Source organism: Variovorax ureilyticus, assembly GCF_037889935.1.
Classification (GTDB): Bacteria; Pseudomonadota; Gammaproteobacteria; order Burkholderiales; family Burkholderiaceae_C; genus Variovorax; species Variovorax ureilyticus.
In genome coordinates this window covers 458,730-482,718 of record NZ_JBBKZU010000003.1, presented here as the reverse complement: position 1 = coordinate 482,718, position 23,989 = coordinate 458,730, and the positions used below count along the sequence as shown (strand labels likewise).

The window sequence follows — 23,989 nt, the reverse complement described above, 5'->3', positions numbered from 1 at the left end:
TTTCGTCTCAATGCGGGAAAGCGGGAGGGCAAGGCTGGAGGTTCAGGCGAGCCGGTTTCGGTAGCGCTGGAGGAAGCCGGCAATGCGGCTGATCGCCTCGCGCAGATCCTCCTCGTGGGGCAGGAAAACAATGCGGAAGTGGTCGGGCGTCTTCCAGTTGAAGCCGGTACCCTGGACCAGCATCACCTTGGTCTCCTTGAGCAGGTCGAGGAAGAACTGCCGGTCATCCTCGATCGGATAGATCTTCGGATCGAGCTTGGGGAACATGTAGAGCGCGGCGCTCGGCTTGACGCAGGTCACGCCCGGGATCGCCGTGATGAGCTCGTAGGCCAGGTCTCGCTGGCGGCGAAGGCGGCCACCGGGGCTCACGAGTTCGTTGATGCTCTGGTAGCCGCCGAGCGCGGTCTGGATCGCCCACTGGCCCGGCACATTGGCGCACAGGCGCATGTTCGAGAGCATGTTGAGCCCCTCGATGTAGTCGCGCGCCATCTTCTTGTCGCCCGACACCACCAGCCAACCGGCGCGATATCCGCACGAGCGATAGCTCTTGGACAGCGAGTTGAAGGTGAGCGTGAGCACGTCCTTCGACAGGCTCGCGATGGCGGTGTGCTTGACGCCGTCGTAGAGCACCTTGTCGTAGACCTCGTCCGCGAAGATCACGAGGCCGTGTTCCCGGGCGATCTCGACGATGCCCTTGAGCAGCTCATCCGAATAGAGCGCCCCGGTGGGGTTGTTGGGGTTGATGACGACGATGCCCTTGGTGCGCGGCGTGACCTTGGCGCGAATGTCGTCGAGGTTGGGCATCCAGCCGTTGTCCTCGTCGCAGAGGTAGTGAACCGGCTTTCCGCCGGAGAGGCTGGCCACAGCGGTCCACAGCGGATAGTCGGGGGCCGGCAGCAACAGCTCGTCACCGTCGTTGAGCAACGCATTGGTCGCCATCGCGATCAGTTCGCTCGCGCCGTTGCCCAGATAGATGTCGTCGAGCGTGACGCCTGCGATCCCCTGCTTCTGCGTCTCGTGCATCACCGCCTTGCGCGCCGCGAAGATGCCCTTGCTGTCCGAATAGCCGGCCGAGGCGGGCAGGTTGCGGATCATGTCCTGCTGGACCTCTTCGGGTGCATCGAAGCCGAACACGGCCAGATTGCCGATGTTGAGCTTGATGATCTTCTGGCCCTCTTCCTCCATCTGCTTGGCGGCGTCCATGATCGGGCCACGGATGTCGTAGAGCACGTTGGCCAGCTTGGCCGATTTCTTGAGCGGTTTCAAAGTCCCTCCAAGGGGGTCTGCGCAGGGGAAAACCTATAATTTGACCACAGTTCCCCGCCGTTCCCGATGAAGCTCCAGCCCGACAAATCCGACGTCCAGACACTCACTGCGCATGGCCCGGGCTGGGTTGCCATCAACAACGAACGCGTCGAATCCAGCGTCGTCGTGGGCTCGCGCGGCGAGCGCTTCCTATGGAAGTGCACGCATTTCGACGAACTGGGGCCGGATCACTTCGCGCAACTGGCGTCGCTGGGCGCCGAACTCATCATTTTCGGCAGCGGCGCACGCATCCGCTTTCCCAGGCCGGTCTGGCTCCAGCCGCTCATGGCTCAGCGGACCGGCGTCGAGACGATGGACACGGCGGCAGCCTGCCGCACCTACAACATCCTCGCCAGCGAAGGCCGGCACGTGGTGGCCGCCCTCCTTATTGAGGAGGCCCCGGGCGGGCAGTAAGAGGCATTTCGAGGTAAAATCGCGGGTTGCAAGCCGGCGGCCCGCCCTCATCTAGCAACGACCAATCCCCTCCATGGACTCGACGCGTTCGGGCATGGAATCAAACCGGAGAAAACAAGTTTCATGGCGATCGTTGTCAACAAACCCATTCCCGAATTCGACGCCAATGCTACCGGCGGCCTGAAGGTCTCGAACACCTCGCATCTCGGCCAAGTCCTGGTGATGTACTTCTATCCCAAGGACAACACGCCCGGCTGCACGACCGAAGCCATGCAGTTCCGCGACCGTTACAAGGATTTCGAAAAGGCTGGCGCCACGGTCTTCGGCGTGTCTCGCGACAACATGAAGTCGCATGACGAATTCAAGGCCAAGCTCGAACTCCCCTTCGAACTGATTGCGGACACCGAAGAGAAGATGTGTCACATGTTCGGCGTGGTCAAGAACAAGATCATGTACGGCAAGAAGGTCAAGGGCATCGAGCGCAGCACCTTCCTGATCGGTGCGGATGGCGTTCTCAAGGCCGAGTGGCGCGGGCTCAAGGTGCCAGGCCACGTCGACGAAGTACTCAAAGCTGTCAAGGCGCTCAAGAAGGCTGCCTGATTTACCAAGTGTGAGGTTTTGCGCGTCCCCGTTGGCGGCGCGCAACGAACAGAGGTAGTGACACACGCGATGTGCATAATGGCCCCATGCCGTTGAGCTCCGCGACCGCATCCACCGAACAAAGCCGCCAGGTTCTTCAGGCGGCTTTTTCGCTTTCTGGCCCCTTCATTCTTGCGAGCGAACCGACCCATGCCCCTGCCCCCCGCCCCCACGAAACGTGCCGCCATGCTTTCGCCGAGCGCGCACGATGCGCCCGCCCGGCCTTCGCAGGGCCGAAGCGGTCGCCGCTCCACTGATCGGAAATCGGAAGAAGGCGGCACGACCGGGCCCCGGCCGCTCGAACTGTTCGATCGCCACGATGCAGAAGCGGGTGGAAGTGTCGAAACCCTTCCCCCGCCCAAGGCGAAAGCTGCCGCCCCGCTTGCGAAGGCGCCGTCTCAAGCCCCTTCGGAAGTCGCAGAGACGTCTGCTGCGGCCGTGCGTCAGGCTCAGCCCCGCGCCAAGCGCAGCAAGTCGAACGGACCGGCCAAGCTGTTCGTGCTCGACACCAATGTGCTGCTGCACGATCCGATGTCCCTCTTCCGCTTCGAAGAGCACGACATCTTCCTGCCGATGATCGTTCTTGAAGAACTCGATGGGCACAAGAAAGGCACGACCGAAGTCGCGCGAAACGGTCGCCAGGCCAGCCGGACGCTGGACGCCCTGGCCGCCGCACAGGGCGCCGACATCGGCAAGGGTCTGAAGCTGGATACCACCGGCCATCGCGAATCCGGCGGCAAACTCTTCTTCCAGACCGAGCCGCTCGAATATGCGTTGCCGACCAGCCTGCCGCAAGGCAAGGCCGACAACCAGATCCTGGGCGTCGTCCAAGCTCTGCGCGACCTGAACGCGAAAGACGCGCCGGGTAGGCCGAAGCGGGACGTCGTGCTGGTGTCGAAGGACATCAACATGCGCGTCAAGGCACGCGCACTCGGCCTGCATGCCGACGACTACCAGAACGACAAGACGCTGGAGGACGGCGACCTCCTCTACTCCGGCTCGCTCGCGCTGCCGCCGGACTTCTGGACCCGCCAGAGCAAGACCGTGGAGAGCTGGCAGAGCGGCAGCAGCACGTTCTACCGCGTGAGCGGGCCGATCGTGCCGAACCTCTACATCAACCAGTTCGTCTATTTCGAAGCGCCCGGCGAGCCGAGCATGTATGCCCGCGTGACGGAGATCCGCGACAAGACGGCGGTGCTCAAGACCCTCAAGGACTACGGCTCCGTCAAGAACGCCGTCTGGGGTGTGAACACGCGCAATCGCGAACAGAACTTCGCGATGAACCTGCTGATGGATCCCGAGATCGACTTCGTCACGCTGACCGGCACCGCCGGCACCGGCAAGACGCTGATGGCGCTGGCCTCCGGTCTGACGCAAGTCCTCGACGACCGACGCTATACCGAGATCATCATGACCCGCGCGACCGTCAGCGTCGGCGAAGACATCGGATTCCTCCCCGGCACCGAGGAAGAAAAGATGGGCCCATGGATGGGTGCGCTCGACGACAACCTCGAGTTCCTGGCCAAGGGCGACGGCGGAGGCGCCGGCGAATGGGGCCGCGCCGCGACCAACGAACTCATCCGCAGCAAGATCAAGATCAAGAGCATGAACTTCATGCGCGGACGGACCTTCCTGAACAAGTACGTGATCATCGACGAGGCCCAGAATCTCACGCCGAAGCAGATGAAGACGCTGGTCACCCGGGCAGGCCCGGGCACGAAGATCATCTGCATGGGCAACCTGGCGCAGATCGACACCCCGTACCTGACCGAGGGCTCGTCCGGCCTGACCTTCGCGGTCGACAAGTTCAAGGGCTGGCCGCACAGCGGCCACATCACGCTCGCGCGCGGCGAACGTTCGCGCCTGGCCGACTTCGCCAGCGACGTGCTCTAGCTGCGGCAACTCAGCCGGTCGGCTCGGCTGAGCCGCTATGTCGGCGACGCTCCTGACAGAACGTTGTCAGCAGCTGTCGCGCAGCATCTAGGCTTCTTTCACGCCCAAGGAAGCCGATCATGCCCACCACCATCAACTGGTTCGAAATCCCCGTCGCCGACCTCGATCGCGCACAGACGTTTTACGAAAACCTGCTTGGCCGCAAGCTGAAGCGGGAGACCTTCGGCGGCGCCCCAATGGCAGTCTTCCCGTACGAAGAGCCTGCCACCGGCGGCTGCCTCACGGCGGGCCAGACCCGCGCCGCGTCGGCTGGCAGTGGCGTGCGCATCTATCTCGACTGCATGCCGAGCATCGATGACGCCATTTCCCGGGGCATTGCCGCTGGCGGGCAGATCGTGGAGCCCAAATCCGAACTGCCGGCCGGCATGGGCTTTATCGCCCATCTTCGAGATACCGAAGGCAACGAAGTCGGCCTGCACGCGCTGGCCTGACTCACCTCAACCGACGGCGCTCGAAATCAGCGCCGCAATCCGATTCGCTCCGCGTCCGGAGCGAAACGTTCTGAAACGGAGCAAGACATGCAACCTCAACTTCAACGACTGGATGCATTCAACGTCGCGGGGCTGACCGCGCGAACGACCAACCGTGACGAAAGCAATCCTGGAGCCGCACGCATCGGCACGCTGTGGAATCGCTTCTTCGACGAGCGAATCTACGAAAAGACGCCCCATCGGATCGCCGACATGCACCTCTATGGCGTGTATTCGGCTTACGAGACCGATGCGAACGGCGCCTTCGACATCACGACCGGCGTCGCGGTCGCCGATGGTCCGGAAGCTGTGCGCATCGAAGGCGGCGATTACCTCGTCTTCAGCGGACAGGGCGCAATGCCCCAGATGGTCCTCGCAGTGTGGGAGGCGATCTGGCAATATTTCGATGACCATCCTGAAATCAGGCGCCGCTATCGAAGCGACTTCGAGGCATACGCCGGCCCGGAACAGGTCGCCATCCATATTGGAGTCGAGCTGGACTGACATCAAGCCGCCCACCGAGTGCAAAAGCGCGTGGGGGCGGCACGATCCAAGAAGCTGATTGGGAGTTGACCACCTGCATGCGCCGCGCCGACCGCTTGTTCCAGATCGTCCAGATCATTCGCGGGCGGCGGCTTACGACCGCGGCCTTCCTCGCGCAACGCCTGGAGATTTCCGAGCGCACCGTCTATCGAGACATCGCCGATCTTCAGCGCCAGGGCGTACCGGTCGATGGAGAGGCGGGCGTCGGCTATCGCATCGGTTCAGGGTTCGATCTTCCGCCGCTCATGTTCACTCAGGACGAAGCTGCGGCGCTGGTTGCCTCGGCCCGGCTCGCGCAAAGCTGGGTCGACACCGCGATGGCACGGGATATCGAATCGGCGCTTGGAAAGATCCTCTCCGTGCTGCCGCCCGCGGCGCGCGTGTCCGCCGAGAGCCTTGCGCTCTATGCGCCCGCCTACATCCTTGACGATGGCACGCGCACTCGACTGCAGGTTTTGCGGGAAGCCGTGCAATCCCGACACAAGGTCCGCATGGACTATCACGACGTCGTCAGCGCGCCGACGCAGCGCACGGTGCGGCCCCTCGGGTGCTTCTATTGGGGAAAGGTCTGGACTTTTTCCGCCTGGTGCGAACTGAGGGAAGACTTTCGCGCTTTCAGGCTCGATCGCATCGACCAGATCGAGGTGCTGCCCGAGCGCTTCCGCGACGAGGCCGGCAAGACGCTCGCGGACATGCTCAGGAGCCTGCAGTCGAACTCGCGAAGTGCGGATTCAGCAAGCCGGAACTAGAAGTCGTCGCCGCCCATGGCGAGATTCTCGAACTTGGTGAGCGGCTTCAGGAACGCCAGCTTGACGGTGCCCGTGGGCCCGTTCCGGTGCTTGCTGATGATCACTTCCGCGACGCCCGGCTCCTTGCTGTCCTTGTTGTAGTAGTCGTCGCGGTAGATGAACATGATGAGGTCGGCATCCTGTTCGATCGCGCCCGATTCGCGCAGGTCGCTCATCATCGGACGTTTGTCGGTACGGCTTTCGACACCACGGCTCAACTGCGACAGCGCAATCACGGGGCACTTGAGCTCCTTGGCCAGCATCTTCAGCCCGCGCGAGATCTCGCCTACCGCAGTGGCGCGGTTCTCGTCGTTCATGCTGCTCGACACGCTCATGAGCTGGAGGTAGTCGACCACGATCAGGCCCAACTTGCCGTACTGCCGCGCAAGCCGCCGTGCATTGGCGCGCAGCTCGCTGGTGGTCAGGCCCGGTGTCTCATCGATGTGCAGGGACACGTTGCGCAGCTTTTCGATAGCCTCCGTGAGTCGCGGCCACTCGTCGTCGGTGAGCTTGCCGGTTCGCAGATGTCCTTGGTCGATGCGACCGATCGAGCCCACGATACGAACCGCCAGCTGCGATGCACCCATTTCCATGGAGAACACTGCAACCGGCAACCCTTCGTTGAGCGCCACGTGCTCCGCGATGTTGATGGCCAGCGAGGTCTTCCCCATCGACGGCCGGGCCGCGAGCACGATCATGTCGCCCGGCTGCAGCCCCGAGGTCATCCTGTCGAACTCGTAGAAGCCGGTGCGAACACCGGTGATGTCGTTGGGGTTCTCGGCCATCTCGGTCACGCGATCGAGCAGTTCGACCACCAGCGCATCCATGCCCTGGAAGCCCTGCTTCATCCGCGTGCCTTCTTCGCCGATGTTGAAGATCTTCTGCTCGGCTTCGTCGAGGATCTTGTCGACCGCTTTGCCCTGTGTATTGAAGGCATTCGTCGCGATCTCATCACTGGCGGCGACGAGCTTGCGCAGGATCGATCGCTCGCGAACGATCTCGGCATAGCGTCGGATGTTGCTCGCGCTCGGCACATATTGAGCGAGCGAATTGAGATAGGCGAGACCGCCAATCTCCTCGGCTTTGCCGAGGCTCTGCAGCTGCTCGTAGACCGTGATCACGTCGGCCGGCTTGCTGGCATTGATCAGCGTGCCGATGGCGGCGTAGATCAGCTTGTGCTCATGACGGTAGAAGTCACCGTCCACCACCACATCGCCCATTCGGTCCCACGCGCCGTTGTCCAGGAGGAGTCCCCCCAGAACGCTCGATTCGGCTTCTATCGAATGCGGCGGAATGCGCAATTGCGCGATCTGCCGGTCGTTCGAGGGATCGTTATCGGCGTAGGAAAAGACGGCGGACATGAGGCTCCTTGCAACCCTGCATGCTAAGCCGCAGGGCGCGCGGCGTCACGTGGACAAGGCTGTGAATATTCGGTGATCTTCCGGTGAACGACGCGGGACAACGCGGCGGCCCGAGAAAAGAAAAGCCGCCCGAAGGCGGCTCACACGGACAAGGTCGCACAGCGACCTTGTTGTCTGTCTGCTGAAGGCTTAGGCGCTTTCGCCGTAGACCGTCACGTTGATTTCGACGACCACGTCGGTGTGCAGTGCAACGCTCACGGTGCTGTCGCCAACAACCTTGATCGGGCCGCTGGGCATGCGAACTTGCGACTTGGCGACCTTGTAGCCGAGCTTGTTCAGTTCGTCGGCAACGTCGTGGTTCGTGACCGAGCCGAACAGGCGGCCATCGACGCCGGCCTTTTGCGTCAGCTTGACGGCCGTACCGGCGAGCTTCTCGCCCTGGGCTTGGGCTTCGGCTAGCTTGGCGGCGGCTGCCTTCTCGAGTTCGGCGCGCTTTGCTTCGAATTCGGCCTTGGCGGCTTCCGTCGCACGACGGGCGCGACCCGAAGGGATCAGGTAGTTGCGCGCGTAACCGTCCTTGACCTTGACGATCTCGCCGAGCACGCCGAGGTTGACGACCTTGTCCAGAAGAATGACTTGCATGGTGTCCAGCTCCTTAGACGCGGTGTTGGTCGCTGTACGGCACCAGGGCGAGGAAGCGCGCACGCTTGATCGCGGTGTTCAGCTGACGTTGATAGATGGCACGCGTGCCGGTGAGGCGCGCGGGAATGATCTTGCCGTTTTCGCTGATGAAATCGCGCAGGGTATCGACGTCCTTGTAGTCGATTTCCTCAACGCCGGCGACCGTGAAGCGGCAGAAGCGCTTGCGCTTGAACAGCAGCGACTGGGTGTTGCGCTTCGGACGCTTGTCCTTGTTGAATTTCTTGAACGTGGCCATTTGGGACCTCTTGTCGAAAATTAATCTTGCTGAAAATCCTGGATGTGCAGAACCGGATGCTTGCCGTTCCCCGGAGTGGCAAGGAAGCCCTGGAATCGCCAGAGACTTCCCAGTGCCTGCCGCGCCAGTCGCTCTGCAACTGCACCGAACGCCACTGCCTTGACGGCCGCCTTCACCGTTCTTGATTGGCCTGCTTCGACGATCGTCGACTCATGTTCGAGTCGGGCGTCGACTGCAGGCAGACCGGCGGGCGTGAAACGCAGGGCTCCGATTTCGGCGACGCAGGCAGTCAGCACGAGCTGATTGGCTGCGGCGGTTCTCACACCATCAGTTGTTGTTGGCGGCGTATTCGGCCTGCTGGGCCTTGCGAGCCTCTTCGCGCTCGACCGTCTTCATCATCGACGAAGGACCGGTGTCGGCCTTCTTCTTGACCACGGTCAGGTGGCGCAGAACGGCGTCGTTGAACTTGAACGCGTGCTCGAGCTCGGCCATGACGGTCTGCTCGGCTTCGATGTTCACGCACAGGTAGTGCGCCTTGTTGAGCTTGTTGATCTGGTAGGCCAGTTGACGACGGCCCCAGTCTTCGACGCGATGAATCTTGCCGCCGCCGGCGGTGATCATGCCCTTGTAGCGCTCCAGCATGGCCGGAACTTGCTCGCTTTGATCCGGATGGATCAGCAAAATGATTTCGTAGTGACGCATGGCACTCCTTGTGGATCTTCCGTAGAAGGGTTAAAGCCACCCGCAGCGTCAGATGCAGTGTGGCAAGGCAAAGCCGGAAATTATAGCAGGCTCAGTCGCCAGTCAGGGCGCGCTCCAGCGCGGCGGCCTTGTCGGCGCCTACGGCGGACTGGATCTTGGGGAAGAGCTCATGGAGCTGTTCGAACGTCGACGTGCCCTCGACGGCCAAGTTCAGCCGGAAGCCCCGCAAACCGAGACTTGCCGTGAGCTGCGTCGCAATGGGATAGGCGTCCTTGTAACGCTGCTGCGAGGAACGCCCGGTCGGTGTCGCCGAGGCAATCGCCGGGCGAGAAACAGGTGAGTCGCCCTGCACCGGAAGGGATGCCGGAGCCCCCGAAGCGGTCTGCTCCAGCAACCCGAGCGCAACGAGTTGGTCGATATCCTCCGGCACGATCCCCATGCCGGACTCGATCACCTCGTCCACCGAGCGATGGCCGTCAAAAAGAATGAACGCTGACCGCTGACGGGGGGTGAGCCGCACCGAGCGGTCCTTGAGCACCCGGTGCCCGGTTTCTGTCTTGACAAGAATCATGCTTTCCTCGACGCCGGACGGGCAGCACCTGGGCTCGGCAGCCAACCTGCAAGGGGCGGGTGCGTTGCGCCTCTTTGGAGCGACCAGTTTGACACCAAAGATGCATCCGGTTGCAAATGCGGCAAGCTGACGCGGGAATTACAACGTTTCGTGTGACAGAAGTCGTTGCGCGGCGATGACAGTCGCCCGCCCGCGCAACGGTCAGGGTCGCGGTCAGCGCGCGGCGAGTTGCGTCCAGGTGTCGATCACGCTGTCCGGGTTGAGCGAGATCGACTCGATTCCCTGCTCCGCCAACCAGACGGCGAAGTCGGGGTGGTCGCTGGGGCCCTGCCCGCAGATGCCGACGTACTTGCCCTGCGCCTTGCAGGCACTGATGACGCGGCCCAGCAATGCCTTCACCGCCGGGTCACGCTCGTCGAAGTCCGCCGCGAGCAGCTCCAACCCCGAATCGCGGTCCAGTCCGAGCGTGAGCTGGGTCAGGTCGTTGGAGCCGATCGAGAAGCCGTCGAAATGCTTCAGGAACTCGTCCGGCAGCACCGCATTGCTCGGCACCTCGCACATCATGATGAGCTTGAGCTCGTTCTCGCCGCGCTTGAGGCCGTGCTCGCCCAGGAGACCCGTCACGCGCTCGGCCTGGCCGAGCGTGCGAACGAAGGGCACCATGATCTGGACGTTGGTGAGGCCCATCTCGCCGCGCACGCGCTTGAGCGCCTCGCATTCCATGGCGAATGCCTCGCCGAAATCGGCACTGAGGTAACGCGCCGCACCGCGGAAGCCCAGCATCGGGTTTTCTTCCTCCGGCTCGTAGCGGCTACCGCCGATCAGCTTGCGGTACTCGTTGGACTTGAAGTCGGAGAGCCGCACGATCACCGGCTTGGGCCAGAACGCCGCCGCGATGGTCGCTATGCCTTCTGCCACCTTGTCGACGTAGAACGCACGCGGCGAAGCATGGCCGCGCGCCACCGATTCGACCGCCTTCTTGAGGTCGGCGTCGACGTTCGGGTAGTCGAGGATCGCCTTCGGGTGCACCCCGATGTTGTTGTTGATGATGAACTCCAGGCGTGCAAGGCCCACACCCTGGTTCGGCAGCTGGGCAAAGTCGAACGCCAACTGAGGATTGCCGACGTTCATCATGACCTTCACGTCGATCTGGGGCATTTCGCCGCGCTGGACTTCGGTCACTTCAGTTTCGAGCAGCCCGTCGTAGATGAAGCCGGTGTCGCCCTCCGCGCAGCTGACGGTCACGAGCGTGCCGTCCTTCAGCAGGTCGGTCGCGTCGCCGCATCCCACCACCGCGGGGATGCCCAGTTCGCGCGCGATGATCGCGGCGTGGCAGGTGCGCCCGCCTCGATTGGTGACGATGGCCGACGCACGCTTCATGACCGGCTCCCAGTTCGGGTCCGTCATGTCGGTCACGAGCACGTCACCGGGCTGCACCTTGTCCATCTCGTTGATGCTGTGGACGAGACGCACCGGGCCGGTCCCGATCTTCTGACCGATCGCGCGGCCCTCGGCCAGCACGGCACCTTTGCCCAACAGCTTGTAACGCTGCTCGGCCTTGCCGGCCTGCTGGCTCTTCACGGTTTCGGGACGCGCCTGGAGGATGTAGAGCTGGCCGTCGGTGCCGTCCTTGCCCCACTCGATGTCCATCGGGCGACCGTAGTGTTCCTCGATCACCAGGGCGTACCTGGCAAGCTGTTCGACGTCGGCGTCGGTCAGCGAGTAGCGGTTGCGCTGCTCCGTCGGCACGTCGGTGGTCTTGACAAGCTTGCCGGTGGCCGCCTTTTCGGCGGGCGTGGCGAATTCCATCTGGATCAGCTTGGAGCCGAGATTTCGGCGGATCACTGCGCGCTTGCCGGCGCGCAGGGTCGGCTTGTGCACGTAGAACTCGTCGGGATTGACCGCGCCCTGCACGACGGTTTCACCGAGGCCGTAGCTCGAGGTGATGAACACGACGTCCTCGAAGCCCGATTCCGTGTCGATCGTGAACATGACGCCGGCAGCTCCGAGATCGCTGCGGACCATGCGCTGGACGCCGGCCGACAGCGCCACGACGTCGTGCGCAAAGCCCTTGTGCACCCGGTAGCTGATCGCGCGGTCGTTATAGAGAGAAGCGAACACCTCCTTCATCTTGTGAAGGACGTCCTCGATCCCGACCACGTTCAGGAAGGTTTCCTGCTGGCCGGCGAAGGAGGCATCCGGCAGGTCTTCCGCGGTGGCCGACGAGCGGACGGCAAAGCTTGCCTGCGGATTGCCGGCGGAAAGGGTCGCAAATGCGGATTCGATCGCGTTCTGCAAGCCGGCCGGGAAAGGCTGGGCTTCGACCATCGCACGGATCTCGGCGCCGGCAGCGGCCAGCGCGCGGACGTCTTCGGTGTCGAGCCTCGCAAGCCGCGCGTTGATCTTGTCGGCCAAGCCGTCATGTGCGAGGAACTGCCGGAAGGCGTGGGCGGTGGTTGCGAATCCCGTCGGGACCCGCACGCCCTGCGGCAGCTGGGAAATCATCTCGCCGAGGCTGGCATTCTTGCCACCGACCGACTCGACGTCGGTCATCCTCAGGTTTTCGAACGGTACGACCAGGGCGGTCGCTTCGAAGAGTGCAGACATGGGAAAGCTCCAGAAGTTGAAACTGATGCTGCATGCAGGCGGCGCAACGCGATCATTCTTGTTGCTCTGGGCGTCGGGTCGGATGCATGGGAAGGATTGGGGCGGGGAACGATCGGCGGCATTCCCGATAATGGGCCGAATTGTAGGCGCGCCGCGATCCGGCGCGCGGTTCCGGACAAGGCCTTCAGATCATGCACACGCGCACCGTATTCTTCGTGTCCGACGGCACTGGCATTACCGCCGAGACATTTGGCAACGCCGTTCTCGCCCAGTTCGAGATGAAGCCGCGCCACGTAAGGCTGCCGTTCACCGACACGGTGGACAAGGCGCACCAGGCGGTCCGGCGGATCAATCACACCGCGGAACTGGAAGGCGTTCGACCGATCGTCTTCACGACGCTGGCCAACATGGAAGTGCTCGAAGTGATTGAAACCGAGTGCAAGGGCATGCTGCTCGACATGTTCGGGACATTCGTGCGGCCGCTGGAAATCGAACTGGCAATGAAATCCAACCACCGGATCGGCCGCTTCAGCGACGTGAGCAAGAGCAAGGAATACAACGAACGCATCCAGGCGATCGATTTCAGCCTGGCCCACGATGACGGGCAAAGCAACCGCGACCTCGAGAACGCCGACGTCATCCTGGTCGGCGTGAGCCGCAGCGGGAAGACGCCCACGTCGCTCTACCTGGCCATGCAGCACGGACTCAAGGCGGCCAACTACCCGCTGATCCCGGAAGACTTCGATCGCCGGCAACTGCCCCCTGCCCTGCTGCCGCACCGCAAGAAGATCTTCGGCCTGACGATCCAGCCGGAGCGCCTGGCCGAAATCCGCAACGAGCGGCGGCCGAATTCCCGCTACGCCAGCATCGAGAACTGCCGGCACGAAGTCAGCGAGGCGGAAGCCATGATGCGGCGGGCCGGCATCCGCTGGCTGTCGACCACCACGAAGTCGATCGAAGAGATCGCAACGACGATCCTGCAGGAATTGCGGCCCGAGCGCCTCAGCTACTGAGGCGCCCGTCTAGCCCTCAGGCAGCCACGGGCTCCGCTTCTGCGGGCGCCGAAGTGCGGATCAGGTGATCGAAGGCGCTCAGCGCCGCCTTCGCGCCTTCGCCAGCCGCGATGATGATCTGCTTGAACGGCACGGTCGTCGCGTCGCCCGCGGCAAACACGCCGGGGACCGAGGTCTGGCCGCGCGCGTCGACGATGATCTCGCCGTGCTTTGACAGCTCGACCGTGCCCTTGAGCCAGTCGGTGTTCGGAACAAGCCCGATCTGGATGAACACGCCTTCCAGATTCACCCGGTGGCTTTCGCCCGTCGCGCGATCCTTGTAGGTCAAGCCATTGACCTTCTGCTGGTCGCCATTGATCTCCGTCGTCTGCGCATGGGTGATGACGGTGACGTTCGCGAGGCTGTGCAGCTTGCGCTGCAGCACCGCGTCGGCACGCAGTTGCGTGTCGAACTCGATCAGCGTGACGTGACCCACGAGGCCCGCGAGGTCGATCGCCGCTTCGACACCCGAGTTTCCGCCGCCGATCACTGCGACGCGCTTGTCCTTGAACAACGGGCCATCACAGTGCGGGCAATAGGCCACGCCCTTGTTCTTGTATTCCTGCTCGCCCGGCACGTTGATGTTGCGCCAGCGCGCGCCGGTCGAAATCACGACCGAACGGCTCTTGAGCGACGCGCCGCTTTCGAGCTTGACCTCGATCAGGTCGCCGGACCGGGCGAGGCCCGAGGCGCGCTGCAGGTTCATGATGTCCACGTCGTAGTCGCGCACGTGCTCTTCCAGCGCGAGCGCGAACTTGGGGCCTTCGGTTTCCTTGATCGAAATGAAGTTCTCGATGCCCATGGTGTCGAGCACCTGGCCGCCGAATCGCTCCGAGGCCACGCCGGTGCGAATGCCCTTGCGCGCCGCGTAGACCGCAGCCGCAGCGCCGGCCGGGCCGCCGCCGACGATAAGGACGTCGAAGGGGTCCTTGGCGGCGATCTTCTTGGCCTCGCGTTCCACGCCGCTCGAGTCGAGCTTGGCGAGGATTTCCTCCAGCGTCATGCGGCCCTGGCCGAACTCGGTTCCGTTGAGGAACACGGTCGGCACTGCCATGATCTGCCGTTCCTTGACCTCGTCCTGGAACAGCGAGCCGTCGATCATCGTCGTCTTGATGCGCGGGTTCTGAACCGCCATCAGGTTGAGCGCCTGCACGACGTCCGGGCAGTTGTGGCAGGTCAGGGAGATATAGATCTCGAATTCGAAGTCGCCGTCGAGCGCGCGGATCTGGTCGAGCACGGCTTGCTCGACTTTCGGCGGATAGCCGCCGACCTGGAGCAGCGCCAGGATCAGCGATGTGAATTCATGCCCCATCGGCAGCCCGGCAAAGCGGGGGCCGTTGTTCTGGCTGGGGCGATTGATCGAGAAGGACGGCTTGCGATGGTTGTCGTCGCGGCTTTCGACGACCTTGATGAGAGAAGACGACTCCGCCACGTCCTTCAGCAGCGCCTGGAGATCGCCGGAGGCCTTGCTGTCGTCGAGCGATGCGACGATCTCGACCGGTTGCGTGATGCGATCGAGATAGCTTTTGAGTTGCGATTTGGTGCCTGCGTCGAGCATGTGGACTCACTTCTTAAATGCAAACGGGAACAAAAAGGCCCGGGAGCTTGCGCGCCCGGGCCACGGCGCAAAAAGGCGGCTTAGATCTTGCCGACCAGGTCGAACGAAGGCTTGAGCGTCTCGGCGCCTTCGGTCCACTTGGCGGGGCAGACTTCGCCCGGGTGAGCGGCGACGTATTGCGCAGCCTTCACGCGGCGCAGGAGTTCGGCAGCGTCGCGGCCGATGCCGTTGTCGTGCACTTCGATCGTCTTGATCTTGCCGGCGGGGTCGATCACGAAGGTGCCGCGGTATGCGAGGCCGGCGTCTTCGCCTTCCTCGATCAGGACCTGGAAGGCGCGTGCCAGCTGCTGGCTCGGGTCGCCGATCAGCGGGTACTTGACCTTGCCGATGGTTTCCGAGGTGTCATGCCACGCCTTGTGCGTGAAATGAGTGTCGGTCGACACGCCGTAGATTTCGACGCCCAGCTTCTGGAACTCGGCGTAGTTGTCAGCGAGGTCGCCGAGTTCGGTCGGGCACACGAAGGTGAAGTCAGCCGGATAGAACACGACAACAGACCACTTGCCCTTGAAGCTCTCTTCGGAGACGGGCACGAACTTGCCATTGTGATAGGCGGTGGCCTTGAACGGGACGACTTCAGTATTGATCAGGGTCATTGATGAGTTCCTAGTTGGCTAATGAAAAAGGCGAGTCATCAGTATAACTACTAATGTTCGCCTATCGATAGCGACTTTCTATTAAATCTATTGGATGCCCCTATGCCGGGTCGCGATCAGGAGAACCGAATGCGAACGCCTATCAGGCTCAACTCATGCATAGCGCAGCCGAATGGGATTGCTTGCGGGGCGTCTGAACACGTTCACAATCGACCGTTTTCGAGAACAAGGAAAAGACCATGAAGGGCGACCCACAAGTCATCGATCATCTGCAGGCTCAACTCAAGAACGAACTGACTGCGATCAACCAGTACTTCCTCCACTACCGGATGCTGAAGCACTGGGGCCTCGACAAGCTGGCGAAGAAGGAATACGAGGAATCCATCGGGGAAATGAAGCATGCGGACAAGCTCATGGATCGCATCTTCATGCTCGACGGGCTTCCGAATCTTCAGGATCTCGCCAAGCTCAACGTAGGCGAAGACGTACCCGAGATCCTCGAATGCGACCTCAAGTCGGAAATGGGAGCGCAAGCCACGATCAAGGCCGGCATCGCGCATTGCGAGGCAGTGCGTGATTACGTGTCGCGCGGCATCCTCCAGGAAATCCTGGACGACACCGAGGAGCACATCGACTTCCTCGAAACGCAGATCGACCTGCTCGGCAAGGTCGGCTTGCAGAACTATCTGCAATCGCAGATGGGTGAGATCGAGTAACGCCTTCCTTCACCTCACGCGTCCCGGCTCGTTGGCGGCCGGGCGCCATCCGGTTCAAGTGCGGCAAGCCGGAATCCCCTTCTTCGATCCCCCTTCGCGACAGACTGGGCGGCATCAAGGCCGACCACCCTGCGGGGTTGATAGTTATTGCAAATGCGAAGAATTCGTATTTATAATCGAGGCCTCTTCAGTACAGCCAGCCAGTCGCTTACAGGCCATGATCGTTTGCGTATGCCGCCGAGTCTCCGACCGTGAAATCGCACGCCACGTGCGAGCCGGCATGACGTTCGACGAAGTCCAGTTTGAACTCGGGGTTGCCACGCAGTGCGGCCAATGTGAAGGGTGCGCACGCGAAGTGGTCGCGCAGTGCAGTGCCTCGCATCCGATTGCCGCGCTCCACCGCGACACCGGCTCGACAGCGATCCAGCTTGCCAATTCCATCAAGGAAAGCAAAGCATGGAACTCTTCGCAGCCCTCGGCGGCAGTCTGATCTTTGTCGCCAGCTCGGTCTGGTGGATCCTTCGCAAGTAATTCGTGGCGGTTTTGCTGCAACGGGCACCTCCGGCGGTGCTCGCACTCCAATGGTTCATCGTGTCTGACCGCTTTTCAGCCCCCCCTTCCGCCTTCGGGCTCTCGCGAAACGTCGTCATTGCGGGCAGCGTTGTGCTGTTCCACGTCGCCGCTCTTTGGGCATTGCAGAGCGGGCTGCTGCGCCGGGCGGCCGAAGTCGTGATTCCCGTCGAGATCCTCAGCGATTTCGTCGAACCTCCCAAGCCCAAGGAACCGCCACCGCCGCCGCCTCCTCCGCCAGAGCCCAAACGGCAGGTCACCAAGACGCCCCCGCCGCCGCGGCCGCAGGCGATTCGCGAGCCGAAGCCTGCACCCAACGCACCCACGGGCAGCGTCGAGCCACCTCCGCCCCCGGCTCCCATCGCCGCACCCGCACCGCCAGAGCCGCCCGCACCTGCGCCCGCGCCGCCGGCGCCGCCTTCGGTTCAATTGCCGTCAAGCAATGCCGACTACCTGCAGAACCCGAAGCCTGTGTATCCGGCAATGAGCAAGCGCCTCGGCGAACAGGGCAAGACGATCGTGCGAGTCCTGATCGGAGTGGACGGGCTGCCCAAGCAGGCAACCATCTTCCGCTCCAGCGGCTATGACCGATTGGACGAGGCAGCTCGCCAGGCCGTCATGACCTGGCGCTACGTGCCGGGAAAGCGCAATGGCGTCGTCGAACAAATGGAATTCAACGTTCCGATCAACTGGGTTCTCAACTAATTTTCTGGAGTAGCTTCGTATGGATTCCCAATTTGGCCTGATGAACGTTTGGCATCAGGGTGATGTCGTCACCAAGGCCGTGGCCGTGCTGCTGATCGGCATGTCGCTCGCATCCTGGATCGTCATCCTCATCAAAGCCCTGGACGTCGTCAGGTACAAGCGTCTTGCCAAACACTCACAGGACTTCTGGCATAGCGAAGACTTCGCGACCGCGCTCAACAAGTTGGGCAGGGACGACGGCAATCCTTTCCGCGCGCTGGCGCTCGAAGGCCGCGAGGCCGCAGCGCACCATCGCAACACCAAGGCGCACCTGCATGACGCGCTGGACGTGAGCGACTGGATCACGCGCGCACTTCGCAACGGGATCGACGAATTCACCGCTCGCCTGCAGACCGGGCTGGCCGTGCTGGCATCGGTGGGCTCGACGGCGCCGTTCATCGGCCTCTTCGGCACGGTATGGGGCATTTATCACGCGCTCATGAGCATCGGCTCCGCCGGTCAGGCCACGATCGACAAGGTCGCCGGCCCGATTGGAGAGGCACTGATCATGACCGCGCTGGGCTTGGCCGTCGCCATTCCCGCGGTGCTCGGATACAACGCCCTCGTCCGCGGCAACAAGTTCGTGCTGACCAAGCTCAACAGCTTCGCCCACGACCTGCATGCCTACTTCGTGACCGGTGCGCGGGTTCAAAGCGGTGGCGAGGCCACGGTCGTCGCGCTCAAGAAAGGCTGATCGCCATGGCCTTCGGAACACAGGACGAACCCGATGAAGTCATGAACGAGATCAACATGACGCCGCTGGTCGACGTCATGCTGGTCCTGCTGATCATCTTCATCATTACCGTGCCGGTCATGAAGCACGCGGTGAACATCGATCTGCCGCGCGCGAGCAGCGAACCGGAGGTAACCAAGCCGCAGAACATCCTGTTCACGGTGGCCGCGGATGGCAGCTATTACTGGAACGAGCAGAAGATCGACGATGCGGAATTGAAGTCGCGCATGGCCGCAGAAGGCGTGAAGGATCCCCAGCCCGAACTGCACATTCGCGGCGACAAGGCGGTGCGCTACGAACGTGTCGCCCAGGTCATGTCGGCAGCCCGTGAAGCCGGCGTGCGCAAGATCGGCTTCGTGACCGAGCCAGAGTCGAAGTGAGGAACGCCGAGAGCGGCACGGAAAAATCGATCGCGATGGTTGACTTATTATTGCGAATCATTATCATTTGCACATCGCTTCGATCAACGGGATTTTCAAGATGCAAGCAACGCCCAATGCCTTTTCCGTCCTGAACCATCCTTCGCTGGACCAGTCAGGCGGCGGTCGGGCTTCCGGCGAGTCGGCGGCGCACCCTGTGCCCCTCGTCGAAAGCGCTGAGCTTCTCAAGGGCAACAAGACGGTCGGCATCATGCACAACGGGTCGCTCTACCGACTGCAAGCCACCAAGTTCGGCAAGCTGATCCTTACCAAATAAGTCAGCTCGCCCCTCGCACAAGTTTCATCGTGGGGCGACTCAAGGAGCCCATCTCCGAGGGTCGTTTTTTGCTAGCCAACGGTTCGCCGACTAGCCATGCACTTTTTTCCACCATGACGCCGCAATGAAAAACGCCGACCCTGTGGTCGGCGTTTTGCTTGGATCGAAGGAACGATCAAAGACCGAGTGCCGCGATCCCGGCCCGCGCAATCTGCGCGTCCTCGTTGGATTTGACCCCGCTCACGCCGACGGCCCCGATGACGTGCCCGTCCTTCACGATCGGCACGCCGCCTTCGAGCAGGCCCTGAACGCCGGGCGCGGTAAGGAAGGACGTCCGACCACCGTTGATCATGTCCTCGTAGGTCTTGCTTTCGCGGCGTCCCATCGCAGCGGTATGGGCCTTTGCGGGAGCGATGTGCGAGGAAAGCGCAGCTGCACCGTCAAGGCGCTGCAGCCATAGCAGGTTGCCTCCGTCGTCGGCGATCGCGATGGTCACCGCCCAGTTGTTCTTGACGGCTTCGGCTTCGGCCGCTGCTGCGATCGCCTTGACATCGGCCAGTTCGAGGAAAGACTTGGTTTTCATGGGTCGTCCGAAAAGTTGCGCAACCTATAAGCATAGCGCCCGCACGGGGCCGCGCCCCGAACGCGCTAAGACCGTTTCAGTTCAGGTATTTGTTCTTCCGGCATCTTGTCGCGCCCTAGAATGCGCCCAAACTGCAGCGGTGCAGCATATTTGTGGAGTTTCAGCAATGAACGACCCTGTCAACACACTCGCTACTTCCGTCGGCTATGGCCAGACTCTGCCCCAGGCAGAGCGTCATCGCGTCCTGCGCAACACCTACTGGCTGCTCGCTTTGAGTCTCCTGCCGACGGTCCTGGGAGCATGGCTCGGCGTGGCTTTCGGCATCACCCGCTCGCTGACGGGCGGCGTCGGCCTGATCGTGTTCCTCGCGGGCGCCTACGGATTCATCTTCGCGATCGAGAAGACCAAGAATTCCGGCGCTGGCGTGCCCGTCCTTCTGGGTTTCACCTTCTTCATGGGCCTGATGCTTTCGCGGCTGATCGCGATGGTGCTCGGGTTCAAGAACGGGCCTGAGCTCGTCATGACCGCATTCGGCGGTACCGCCGGCGTCTTCTTCGTCATGGCCTCGCTCGCGACGGTGATCAAGCGCGACCTGTCGGGCCTGTCCAAGTGGCTGTTCGTCGGTGCGATGGTGTTGATGATCGGCGCGATCATCAACGTCTTCGTCGGATCGACCGCCGGCATGCTGGCCATCTCGGTAGCGGCGATCGGCATCTTCTCCGCGTACATGCTGTATGACCTCAAGCAGATCATCGACGGCGGCGAGACCAACTACATCAGCGCGACCCTGGCGCTCTATCTCGACCTGTTCAACGTCTTCCAGAGCCTCCTGGCCCTGCTGGGCATCCTGGGCGGCGAACGCGACTGACTTCGACCACTCGCCTTCGGAAAAAAGGGTCCTTGCGGACCCTTTTTTCATGCCAGATCGAAGACCGCGATCGACTCGACGTGCGCGGTGTGCGGGAACATGTTGACGACGCCCGCGAAGGTGCATCGATAGCCCGCCTGATGGACGAGCAGGCCGGCGTCACGGGCCAGCGTCGAGGGATTGCAGCTCACATAGACGATGCGCTTCGGCGGCACCCAGCCTGCCCTCAGTTCCGGCTGCTGATGCAGGTCCGCGACCGCCTTCGCCAATGCAAACGCACCTTCGCGCGGCGGATCGACCAGCCACTTTTCGGCGGCGCCGTCCGCGACGAGCATCTCGGGCGTCATTTCGAACAGATTGCGGGCGACGAAGCGGGTCGCAGCCAGTGCGCGCCGCGCCGCCGTGGCGGGACGGTTCCGCTCGAAATTGTCGGTTGCGCGCCCCACCAGCGTGTCGCTGCCTTCGATGCCCAGCACCTCGCGCGCGCGACTCGCCAGCGGCAGCGTGAAATTGCCCAGGCCGCAGAACCAGTCGATGACCCGCTCGTCCGGACGAACGTCGAGCAGCCGAAGCGCACGACCCACGAGAACCCGATTGATGTGCGGATTGACCTGGGTGAAATCGGTCGGCTTGAACGGCATCCTGACGCCGAACTCGGGCAACTCGTAGGCCAATGCCGGACCGCCTTCCTCGAGCAGCTTGACGGTGTCCGGCCCTTTGGCCTGCAGCCACCATTGCACGCCCTCGTGCTGCGCCGCGAAAGCCTTCAGCCGGTCGACGTCCGCGCCCGACAGTGGCTCCAGATGCCTCAGCACGAGCGCGATGACGCCCAGTTGAAGGCCGTCCGGTGCGTCGCCGCAGGCGAGCTCGATTTGCGGGCAGGTATCACGCGCATCCAATGAGCCGATGAGCGCGCGCAGCGGCATCAGCATGTCGCTGACCTGCCGCGGCAACACCGGGCACACCTTCATGTCCGCAAGATAGCGGCTCTTGCGCTCATGGAATCCGATGAGGACCGTGCCTTTCTTGATCACGTGCCGGACCGAAAGTCGCGCGCGATAGCGGTAATGCCATGCGGGCCCTTCGAGTGGACGCAGGATGTTTTCCGGCCGGACCTTGCCCAGGTGCCAGAGGTTGTCTTCCAGCGCACGCTGCTTCACGGCGACTTGCGCGGCGGCATCGAGGTGCTGCATCTTGCAGCCGCCGCAAGCGCCAGCATGCAAACCGAAATGCGGGCAACCAGGCCGCACACGCTGGGACGACTCGCGGCCGATCTTCGTGACCGTGCCCTGCTCCCAGTTGTTCTTCTTGCGGTGCACGTTGAGTTGCACCTGCTCGAAAGGCAATGCACCTTCGATGAACACCACCATGCCGTTGGCCTTGTGCGCCACGCCTTGCGCATCGAGGTCGAGCGATTCGACCTGCAGCCATTCATCGTTGGAGCGGTGCTGCTCCTCGTTCTTCACTTTCGAATCCGTCATGCCCCGATTGTCTCAGGCAGCGGCTTCACCCCCGGCGGTCAAAGAAGCGCGTCGCGCTGTACGCCCGCCCGCGCCAATTGGCGCCGCATCTTGGCGAGCGCTTCGTTCTGAATCTGCCGCACACGCTCCCGCGTCAAACCAAGACGAACGCTCAACACCTCGAGGGTTTCGGGATCACGGTCATGCAGACCGTAGCGGCCTTCGAGAACTTCACGCTCCCGCTCCGTCAGAACGAGGATCCACTGATCGAGGAGGCGCTCGACTTCATGCGTCTGCGTGACACCGGTGGGATCACCGCCCTCGTCGTCCGACGCCACGGTGTCGGCAAGGGTGAAGCTGTCTTCACCACGATCACTGCCGGCGTCCAGCGATCGCGGTGCCTCGGCGAGGGCCAGGAGATCGGCCACTTCCTGGACCTCGCGGCCGAGCAGCGCGGCGACATCCTCGACGCGAATGCCATCAGGCCGACGGGCAAGGAACTCGGGGTCGCCCTCCAGCGTGCGGCGTGCGCGCATCACCTGCTGCAGTTCGCGCACCACGTGGACCGGCAGGCGAATCGCTCGCGCCTGCATCATCGCGGCGCGTTCGATCGATTGCCGGATCCACCAGGTCGCATAGGTCGAGAAGCGGAACCCTCGCTCCGGCTCGAACTTGTTGATCGCATGCATCAGCCCGAGATTGCCCTCCTCGATCAGATCCGCCATGGGCACGCCCCGACCGAGATAGCCCTTGGCGATATTCACAACGAGGCGCAGGTTGTGCTCGATCATCGATTGCCGCGCGGCGAAATCCCCCTCCCGTGCGGCGCACGCTGTTCGATACTCTTCCTCGGGGGTGAACAGTTCGGTCCGGCGAATCTCGCGAAGGTAAAGCGTCAGCGAATCGCCGCTTTCACCCGACAGGTTGACAGTGACGCCGCTGCGCAGGTTCTCGTCGCGGCCATCGTTCGCGATGCCATCGATCCGATCATGGGCGTTCGTGGCTCCGGCCTGGCCGCCGTGCACCGATGCCCCGCCGTTGCCCGCCGCTCGCCGCACGACCGGAGTGCGATAAGGGCGGGCGCTGGCCATGGCACGTCAGCGTGGCGGCAGGTACCGAGCCGGATCGACCGGCTTGCCCTGTCGGCGGATTTCGAAGTGCAGCTTGACGCGATCAGCGTCGCTGTTGCCCATCTCGGCAATCTTCTGTCCCTTCTGCACGGACTGGTCTTCCTTGACGAGCAGCGTGCGGTTGTGCGCGTAAGCCGTCAGATAGGTGTTGTTGTGCTTCAGGATGATGAGGTTGCCGTAGCCCCTCAGGCCCGCGCCCGCATAGACCACACGGCCATCGGCAGCCGCGAGCACCGAATCACCCGCCTTGCCGCTGATGTCGAGGCCCTTGTTCTTGGCCTCGTCGAAGCCCGCGATCAAGCTGCCCTGCGCTGGCCAGATCCAGCCCACGTCCTCGTCACCGGATACCGACGCCGCAGGCGGCGTGGGCGATGCCGTCACGGGCGCGGGTGGCTTGGCGGTTCCATTGGTAGCTGCATTGGCCGACGACGCAGCCGCTGCGGCAGTGGCGGGCGCGACGATCGGCTGAGTCGTCGATCGATTGGCGGTACCCGATGCATCCGCGGTCGATGCGACCGCCGGCGCCGGCGTCGACGCTGCGACCGCACCCACAGGTGGAATCACGCGCAAGACCTGCCCCACTTCGATGAGGTCAGGATTGTCGAGGTTGTTCCACTTCGCGATGTTCTGCCAGCTCTGCCCCGTCTCTGCGCCGATGCGGCGAATCGTGTCGCCGGGCCGCACTGCGTAGTAGCCGGGCTTGCCGTAGTTTTCGATGCCAGGCAGTGGCTTGCCAGACGGATCGGTGGTGATCGGCGGCACGCCGATCCCGGGCTGCACGTTCGTCGCGCCTGCGGCCGGCGCGCGCGTCATCGCGCCGCGATCCTCGACAGGCACCGGTCCGCTCGGCGTTGAACATCCCACAATCACGAGCGCAACTGCCAGCGTCATGCCGGCAAGCCAGCCCCGATTGCCAATACCCTGCATGTGTTCTTC

28 protein-coding genes are annotated in these 23,989 nt (G+C 62.9%); 14 read left to right on the top strand and 14 right to left on the bottom strand.

The genetic code is table 11. The annotated features are described in order from the left end of the window. Nucleotides 1–42: 42 nt before the first annotated feature. On the bottom strand, nucleotides 43–1,266 hold the full coding sequence (locus WKW77_RS09780) for a pyridoxal phosphate-dependent aminotransferase (RefSeq protein ID WP_340356646.1): 1,224 nt from the start codon (nucleotides 1,264–1,266) through the stop codon (nucleotides 43–45). A gap of 66 nt (nucleotides 1,267–1,332) precedes the next feature. On the opposite strand from WKW77_RS09780, the gene WKW77_RS09775 reads away from it, so the two are divergent. The 6 genes from WKW77_RS09775 (at nucleotide 1,333) to WKW77_RS09750 (ending at nucleotide 6,073) form a co-directional block, all read left to right on the top strand. After that, nucleotides 1,333–1,719 carry an Mth938-like domain-containing protein gene (locus WKW77_RS09775; protein ID WP_340356645.1) on the top strand — a complete coding sequence of 129 codons (387 nt, stop codon included), beginning with the start codon at nucleotides 1,333–1,335 and terminating at the stop codon, nucleotides 1,717–1,719. A gap of 123 nt (nucleotides 1,720–1,842) precedes the next feature. Then, nucleotides 1,843–2,319, top strand: coding sequence for a peroxiredoxin (locus WKW77_RS09770; RefSeq protein ID WP_088957623.1), 477 nt, complete (start codon nucleotides 1,843–1,845; stop codon nucleotides 2,317–2,319). Between the two features lie 189 nt (nucleotides 2,320–2,508). Then, the gene (locus WKW77_RS09765; RefSeq protein ID WP_340356644.1) at nucleotides 2,509–4,251 is read left to right on the top strand and encodes a PhoH family protein; all 1,743 of its coding nucleotides are present in this window, start codon (nucleotides 2,509–2,511) and stop codon (nucleotides 4,249–4,251) included. 119 nt (nucleotides 4,252–4,370) lie between these two features. Beyond that, complete coding sequence (locus WKW77_RS09760) at nucleotides 4,371–4,742, top strand: VOC family protein (RefSeq protein WP_340356643.1); 372 nt, start codon at nucleotides 4,371–4,373, stop codon at nucleotides 4,740–4,742. 87 nt (nucleotides 4,743–4,829) lie between these two features. Further along, on the top strand, nucleotides 4,830–5,285 hold the full coding sequence (locus tag WKW77_RS09755; protein WP_340356642.1) for a GyrI-like domain-containing protein: 456 nt from the start codon (nucleotides 4,830–4,832) through the stop codon (nucleotides 5,283–5,285). 77 nt (nucleotides 5,286–5,362) lie between these two features. After that, on the top strand, nucleotides 5,363–6,073 hold the full coding sequence (locus WKW77_RS09750) for a helix-turn-helix transcriptional regulator (RefSeq protein WP_340356641.1): 711 nt from the start codon (nucleotides 5,363–5,365) through the stop codon (nucleotides 6,071–6,073). Here WKW77_RS09750 and dnaB read toward each other — a convergent pair. The 7 genes from dnaB to ppsA all read right to left on the bottom strand — a co-directional run bounded on the left by dnaB (nucleotide 6,070) and on the right by ppsA (nucleotide 12,290). Continuing rightward, nucleotides 6,070–7,473 carry a replicative DNA helicase gene (dnaB, locus tag WKW77_RS09745; protein ID WP_340356640.1) on the bottom strand — a complete coding sequence of 468 codons (1,404 nt, stop codon included), beginning with the start codon at nucleotides 7,471–7,473 and terminating at the stop codon, nucleotides 6,070–6,072. The two genes, WKW77_RS09750 and dnaB, sit on opposite strands and share 4 nt — an antisense overlap. Nucleotides 7,474–7,662: 189 nt before the next feature. Further along, nucleotides 7,663–8,115 (bottom strand): 50S ribosomal protein L9, encoded by a 453-nt coding sequence (rplI, locus tag WKW77_RS09740; RefSeq protein WP_184528074.1) that lies wholly within the window; start codon nucleotides 8,113–8,115, stop codon nucleotides 7,663–7,665. Between the two features lie 13 nt (nucleotides 8,116–8,128). Then, nucleotides 8,129–8,410, bottom strand: a complete 282-nt coding sequence (gene rpsR, locus WKW77_RS09735; RefSeq protein WP_019655919.1) for a 30S ribosomal protein S18 — start codon at nucleotides 8,408–8,410, stop codon at nucleotides 8,129–8,131. A 20-nt stretch (nucleotides 8,411–8,430) separates the two neighbouring features. Continuing rightward, a complete protein-coding gene (priB, locus tag WKW77_RS09730; RefSeq protein ID WP_340356639.1) occupies nucleotides 8,431–8,733 on the bottom strand; it encodes a primosomal replication protein N in 303 nt (100 codons plus the stop codon). A gap of 4 nt (nucleotides 8,734–8,737) precedes the next feature. Beyond that, nucleotides 8,738–9,112: a 30S ribosomal protein S6 gene (gene rpsF, locus WKW77_RS09725; RefSeq protein WP_340356638.1), complete on the bottom strand. Its 375-nt coding sequence runs from the start codon at nucleotides 9,110–9,112 to the stop codon at nucleotides 8,738–8,740. 91 nt (nucleotides 9,113–9,203) lie between these two features. Next, a complete protein-coding gene (locus WKW77_RS09720) occupies nucleotides 9,204–9,683 on the bottom strand; it encodes a hypothetical protein (protein ID WP_340356637.1) in 480 nt (159 codons plus the stop codon). Nucleotides 9,684–9,896: 213 nt separating this feature from the next. After that, nucleotides 9,897–12,290 (bottom strand): phosphoenolpyruvate synthase, encoded by a 2,394-nt coding sequence (gene ppsA / locus WKW77_RS09715; RefSeq protein WP_340356636.1) that lies wholly within the window; start codon nucleotides 12,288–12,290, stop codon nucleotides 9,897–9,899. Nucleotides 12,291–12,481: 191 nt separating this feature from the next. Between ppsA and ppsR the strand changes: the two genes are divergently transcribed. Beyond that, entirely contained in the window at nucleotides 12,482–13,303 is an 822-nt protein-coding gene (ppsR, locus tag WKW77_RS09710) for a posphoenolpyruvate synthetase regulatory kinase/phosphorylase PpsR (RefSeq protein ID WP_340356635.1), read from the top strand. Between the two features lie 16 nt (nucleotides 13,304–13,319). Here the strand turns inward: ppsR and ahpF are convergent, their stop codons facing one another. Continuing rightward, nucleotides 13,320–14,900 (bottom strand): alkyl hydroperoxide reductase subunit F, encoded by a 1,581-nt coding sequence (gene ahpF, locus WKW77_RS09705; protein WP_340356634.1) that lies wholly within the window; start codon nucleotides 14,898–14,900, stop codon nucleotides 13,320–13,322. Between the two features lie 80 nt (nucleotides 14,901–14,980). Then, nucleotides 14,981–15,553: an alkyl hydroperoxide reductase subunit C gene (ahpC, locus tag WKW77_RS09700; protein WP_340356633.1), complete on the bottom strand. Its 573-nt coding sequence runs from the start codon at nucleotides 15,551–15,553 to the stop codon at nucleotides 14,981–14,983. A 239-nt stretch (nucleotides 15,554–15,792) separates the two neighbouring features. Here ahpC and bfr point away from each other — a divergent pair, with 239 nt between their 5' ends. The 6 genes from bfr (at nucleotide 15,793) to hemP (ending at nucleotide 19,012) form a co-directional block, all read left to right on the top strand. Continuing rightward, nucleotides 15,793–16,269, top strand: coding sequence for a bacterioferritin (gene bfr, locus WKW77_RS09695; protein WP_340356632.1), 477 nt, complete (start codon nucleotides 15,793–15,795; stop codon nucleotides 16,267–16,269). A 217-nt stretch (nucleotides 16,270–16,486) separates the two neighbouring features. Then, the gene (locus tag WKW77_RS09690; RefSeq protein WP_340356631.1) at nucleotides 16,487–16,759 is read left to right on the top strand and encodes a (2Fe-2S)-binding protein; all 273 of its coding nucleotides are present in this window, start codon (nucleotides 16,487–16,489) and stop codon (nucleotides 16,757–16,759) included. 98 nt (nucleotides 16,760–16,857) lie between these two features. Next, nucleotides 16,858–17,544, top strand: a complete 687-nt coding sequence (locus tag WKW77_RS09685) for an energy transducer TonB (RefSeq protein ID WP_340356721.1) — start codon at nucleotides 16,858–16,860, stop codon at nucleotides 17,542–17,544. A gap of 19 nt (nucleotides 17,545–17,563) precedes the next feature. Further along, nucleotides 17,564–18,277: a MotA/TolQ/ExbB proton channel family protein gene (locus WKW77_RS09680; protein WP_340356630.1), complete on the top strand. Its 714-nt coding sequence runs from the start codon at nucleotides 17,564–17,566 to the stop codon at nucleotides 18,275–18,277. 5 nt (nucleotides 18,278–18,282) lie between these two features. Then, nucleotides 18,283–18,696: an ExbD/TolR family protein gene (locus tag WKW77_RS09675; protein WP_340356629.1), complete on the top strand. Its 414-nt coding sequence runs from the start codon at nucleotides 18,283–18,285 to the stop codon at nucleotides 18,694–18,696. Nucleotides 18,697–18,796: 100 nt separating this feature from the next. Further along, nucleotides 18,797–19,012: a hemin uptake protein HemP gene (gene hemP / locus WKW77_RS09670; RefSeq protein ID WP_340356720.1), complete on the top strand. Its 216-nt coding sequence runs from the start codon at nucleotides 18,797–18,799 to the stop codon at nucleotides 19,010–19,012. 175 nt (nucleotides 19,013–19,187) lie between these two features. Here the strand turns inward: hemP and WKW77_RS09665 are convergent, their stop codons facing one another. Beyond that, nucleotides 19,188–19,595, bottom strand: a complete 408-nt coding sequence (locus WKW77_RS09665) for a GlcG/HbpS family heme-binding protein (RefSeq protein ID WP_093161537.1) — start codon at nucleotides 19,593–19,595, stop codon at nucleotides 19,188–19,190. A 166-nt stretch (nucleotides 19,596–19,761) separates the two neighbouring features. Between WKW77_RS09665 and WKW77_RS09660 the strand changes: the two genes are divergently transcribed. Then, nucleotides 19,762–20,463 (top strand): Bax inhibitor-1/YccA family protein, encoded by a 702-nt coding sequence (locus WKW77_RS09660; RefSeq protein ID WP_340356628.1) that lies wholly within the window; start codon nucleotides 19,762–19,764, stop codon nucleotides 20,461–20,463. A 47-nt stretch (nucleotides 20,464–20,510) separates the two neighbouring features. Here the strand turns inward: WKW77_RS09660 and rlmD are convergent, their stop codons facing one another. From rlmD to WKW77_RS09645, 3 genes are read right to left on the bottom strand one after another with little or no spacing between them, the layout of a single operon-like run. Next, a complete protein-coding gene (rlmD, locus tag WKW77_RS09655; protein WP_340356627.1) occupies nucleotides 20,511–21,944 on the bottom strand; it encodes a 23S rRNA (uracil(1939)-C(5))-methyltransferase RlmD in 1,434 nt (477 codons plus the stop codon). A 38-nt stretch (nucleotides 21,945–21,982) separates the two neighbouring features. Further along, nucleotides 21,983–23,014 (bottom strand): sigma-70 family RNA polymerase sigma factor, encoded by a 1,032-nt coding sequence (locus tag WKW77_RS09650; protein WP_340356626.1) that lies wholly within the window; start codon nucleotides 23,012–23,014, stop codon nucleotides 21,983–21,985. Nucleotides 23,015–23,020: 6 nt separating this feature from the next. After that, nucleotides 23,021–23,980, bottom strand: coding sequence for a peptidoglycan DD-metalloendopeptidase family protein (locus tag WKW77_RS09645; protein WP_340356625.1), 960 nt, complete (start codon nucleotides 23,978–23,980; stop codon nucleotides 23,021–23,023). Nucleotides 23,981–23,989 lie beyond the last annotated feature (9 nt).

Bases quoted from the DNA above. Each gene is read 5' to 3' on its own strand.
- rpsF (WP_340356638.1), bottom strand. From the start codon at position 9,112: ATGCGTCACTACGAAATCATTTTGCTGATCCATCCGGATCAAAGCGAG.
- WKW77_RS09765 (WP_340356644.1), top strand. From the start codon at position 2,509: ATGCCCCTGCCCCCCGCCCCCACGAAACGTGCCGCCATGCTTTCGCCG.
- WKW77_RS09720 (WP_340356637.1), bottom strand. From the start codon at position 9,683: ATGATTCTTGTCAAGACAGAAACCGGGCACCGGGTGCTCAAGGACCGC.
- ppsR (WP_340356635.1), top strand. From the start codon at position 12,482: ATGCACACGCGCACCGTATTCTTCGTGTCCGACGGCACTGGCATTACC.
- rplI (WP_184528074.1), bottom strand. From the start codon at position 8,115: ATGCAAGTCATTCTTCTGGACAAGGTCGTCAACCTCGGCGTGCTCGGC.
- rlmD (WP_340356627.1), bottom strand. From the start codon at position 21,944: ATGACGGATTCGAAAGTGAAGAACGAGGAGCAGCACCGCTCCAACGAT.
- WKW77_RS09750 (WP_340356641.1), top strand. From the start codon at position 5,363: ATGCGCCGCGCCGACCGCTTGTTCCAGATCGTCCAGATCATTCGCGGG.
- WKW77_RS09680 (WP_340356630.1), top strand. From the start codon at position 17,564: ATGGATTCCCAATTTGGCCTGATGAACGTTTGGCATCAGGGTGATGTC.
- ahpC (WP_340356633.1), bottom strand. From the start codon at position 15,553: ATGACCCTGATCAATACTGAAGTCGTCCCGTTCAAGGCCACCGCCTAT.
- bfr (WP_340356632.1), top strand. From the start codon at position 15,793: ATGAAGGGCGACCCACAAGTCATCGATCATCTGCAGGCTCAACTCAAG.
- ahpF (WP_340356634.1), bottom strand. From the start codon at position 14,900: ATGCTCGACGCAGGCACCAAATCGCAACTCAAAAGCTATCTCGATCGC.
- WKW77_RS09690 (WP_340356631.1), top strand. From the start codon at position 16,487: ATGATCGTTTGCGTATGCCGCCGAGTCTCCGACCGTGAAATCGCACGC.
- dnaB (WP_340356640.1), bottom strand. From the start codon at position 7,473: ATGTCCGCCGTCTTTTCCTACGCCGATAACGATCCCTCGAACGACCGG.
- ppsA (WP_340356636.1), bottom strand. From the start codon at position 12,290: ATGTCTGCACTCTTCGAAGCGACCGCCCTGGTCGTACCGTTCGAAAAC.
- WKW77_RS09770 (WP_088957623.1), top strand. From the start codon at position 1,843: ATGGCGATCGTTGTCAACAAACCCATTCCCGAATTCGACGCCAATGCT.
- WKW77_RS09775 (WP_340356645.1), top strand. From the start codon at position 1,333: ATGAAGCTCCAGCCCGACAAATCCGACGTCCAGACACTCACTGCGCAT.
- WKW77_RS09650 (WP_340356626.1), bottom strand. From the start codon at position 23,014: ATGGCCAGCGCCCGCCCTTATCGCACTCCGGTCGTGCGGCGAGCGGCG.
- WKW77_RS09760 (WP_340356643.1), top strand. From the start codon at position 4,371: ATGCCCACCACCATCAACTGGTTCGAAATCCCCGTCGCCGACCTCGAT.
- WKW77_RS09665 (WP_093161537.1), bottom strand. From the start codon at position 19,595: ATGAAAACCAAGTCTTTCCTCGAACTGGCCGATGTCAAGGCGATCGCA.
- WKW77_RS09660 (WP_340356628.1), top strand. From the start codon at position 19,762: ATGAACGACCCTGTCAACACACTCGCTACTTCCGTCGGCTATGGCCAG.
- WKW77_RS09645 (WP_340356625.1), bottom strand. From the start codon at position 23,980: ATGCAGGGTATTGGCAATCGGGGCTGGCTTGCCGGCATGACGCTGGCA.
- hemP (WP_340356720.1), top strand. From the start codon at position 18,797: ATGCAAGCAACGCCCAATGCCTTTTCCGTCCTGAACCATCCTTCGCTG.
- WKW77_RS09755 (WP_340356642.1), top strand. From the start codon at position 4,830: ATGCAACCTCAACTTCAACGACTGGATGCATTCAACGTCGCGGGGCTG.
- WKW77_RS09675 (WP_340356629.1), top strand. From the start codon at position 18,283: ATGGCCTTCGGAACACAGGACGAACCCGATGAAGTCATGAACGAGATC.
- rpsR (WP_019655919.1), bottom strand. From the start codon at position 8,410: ATGGCCACGTTCAAGAAATTCAACAAGGACAAGCGTCCGAAGCGCAAC.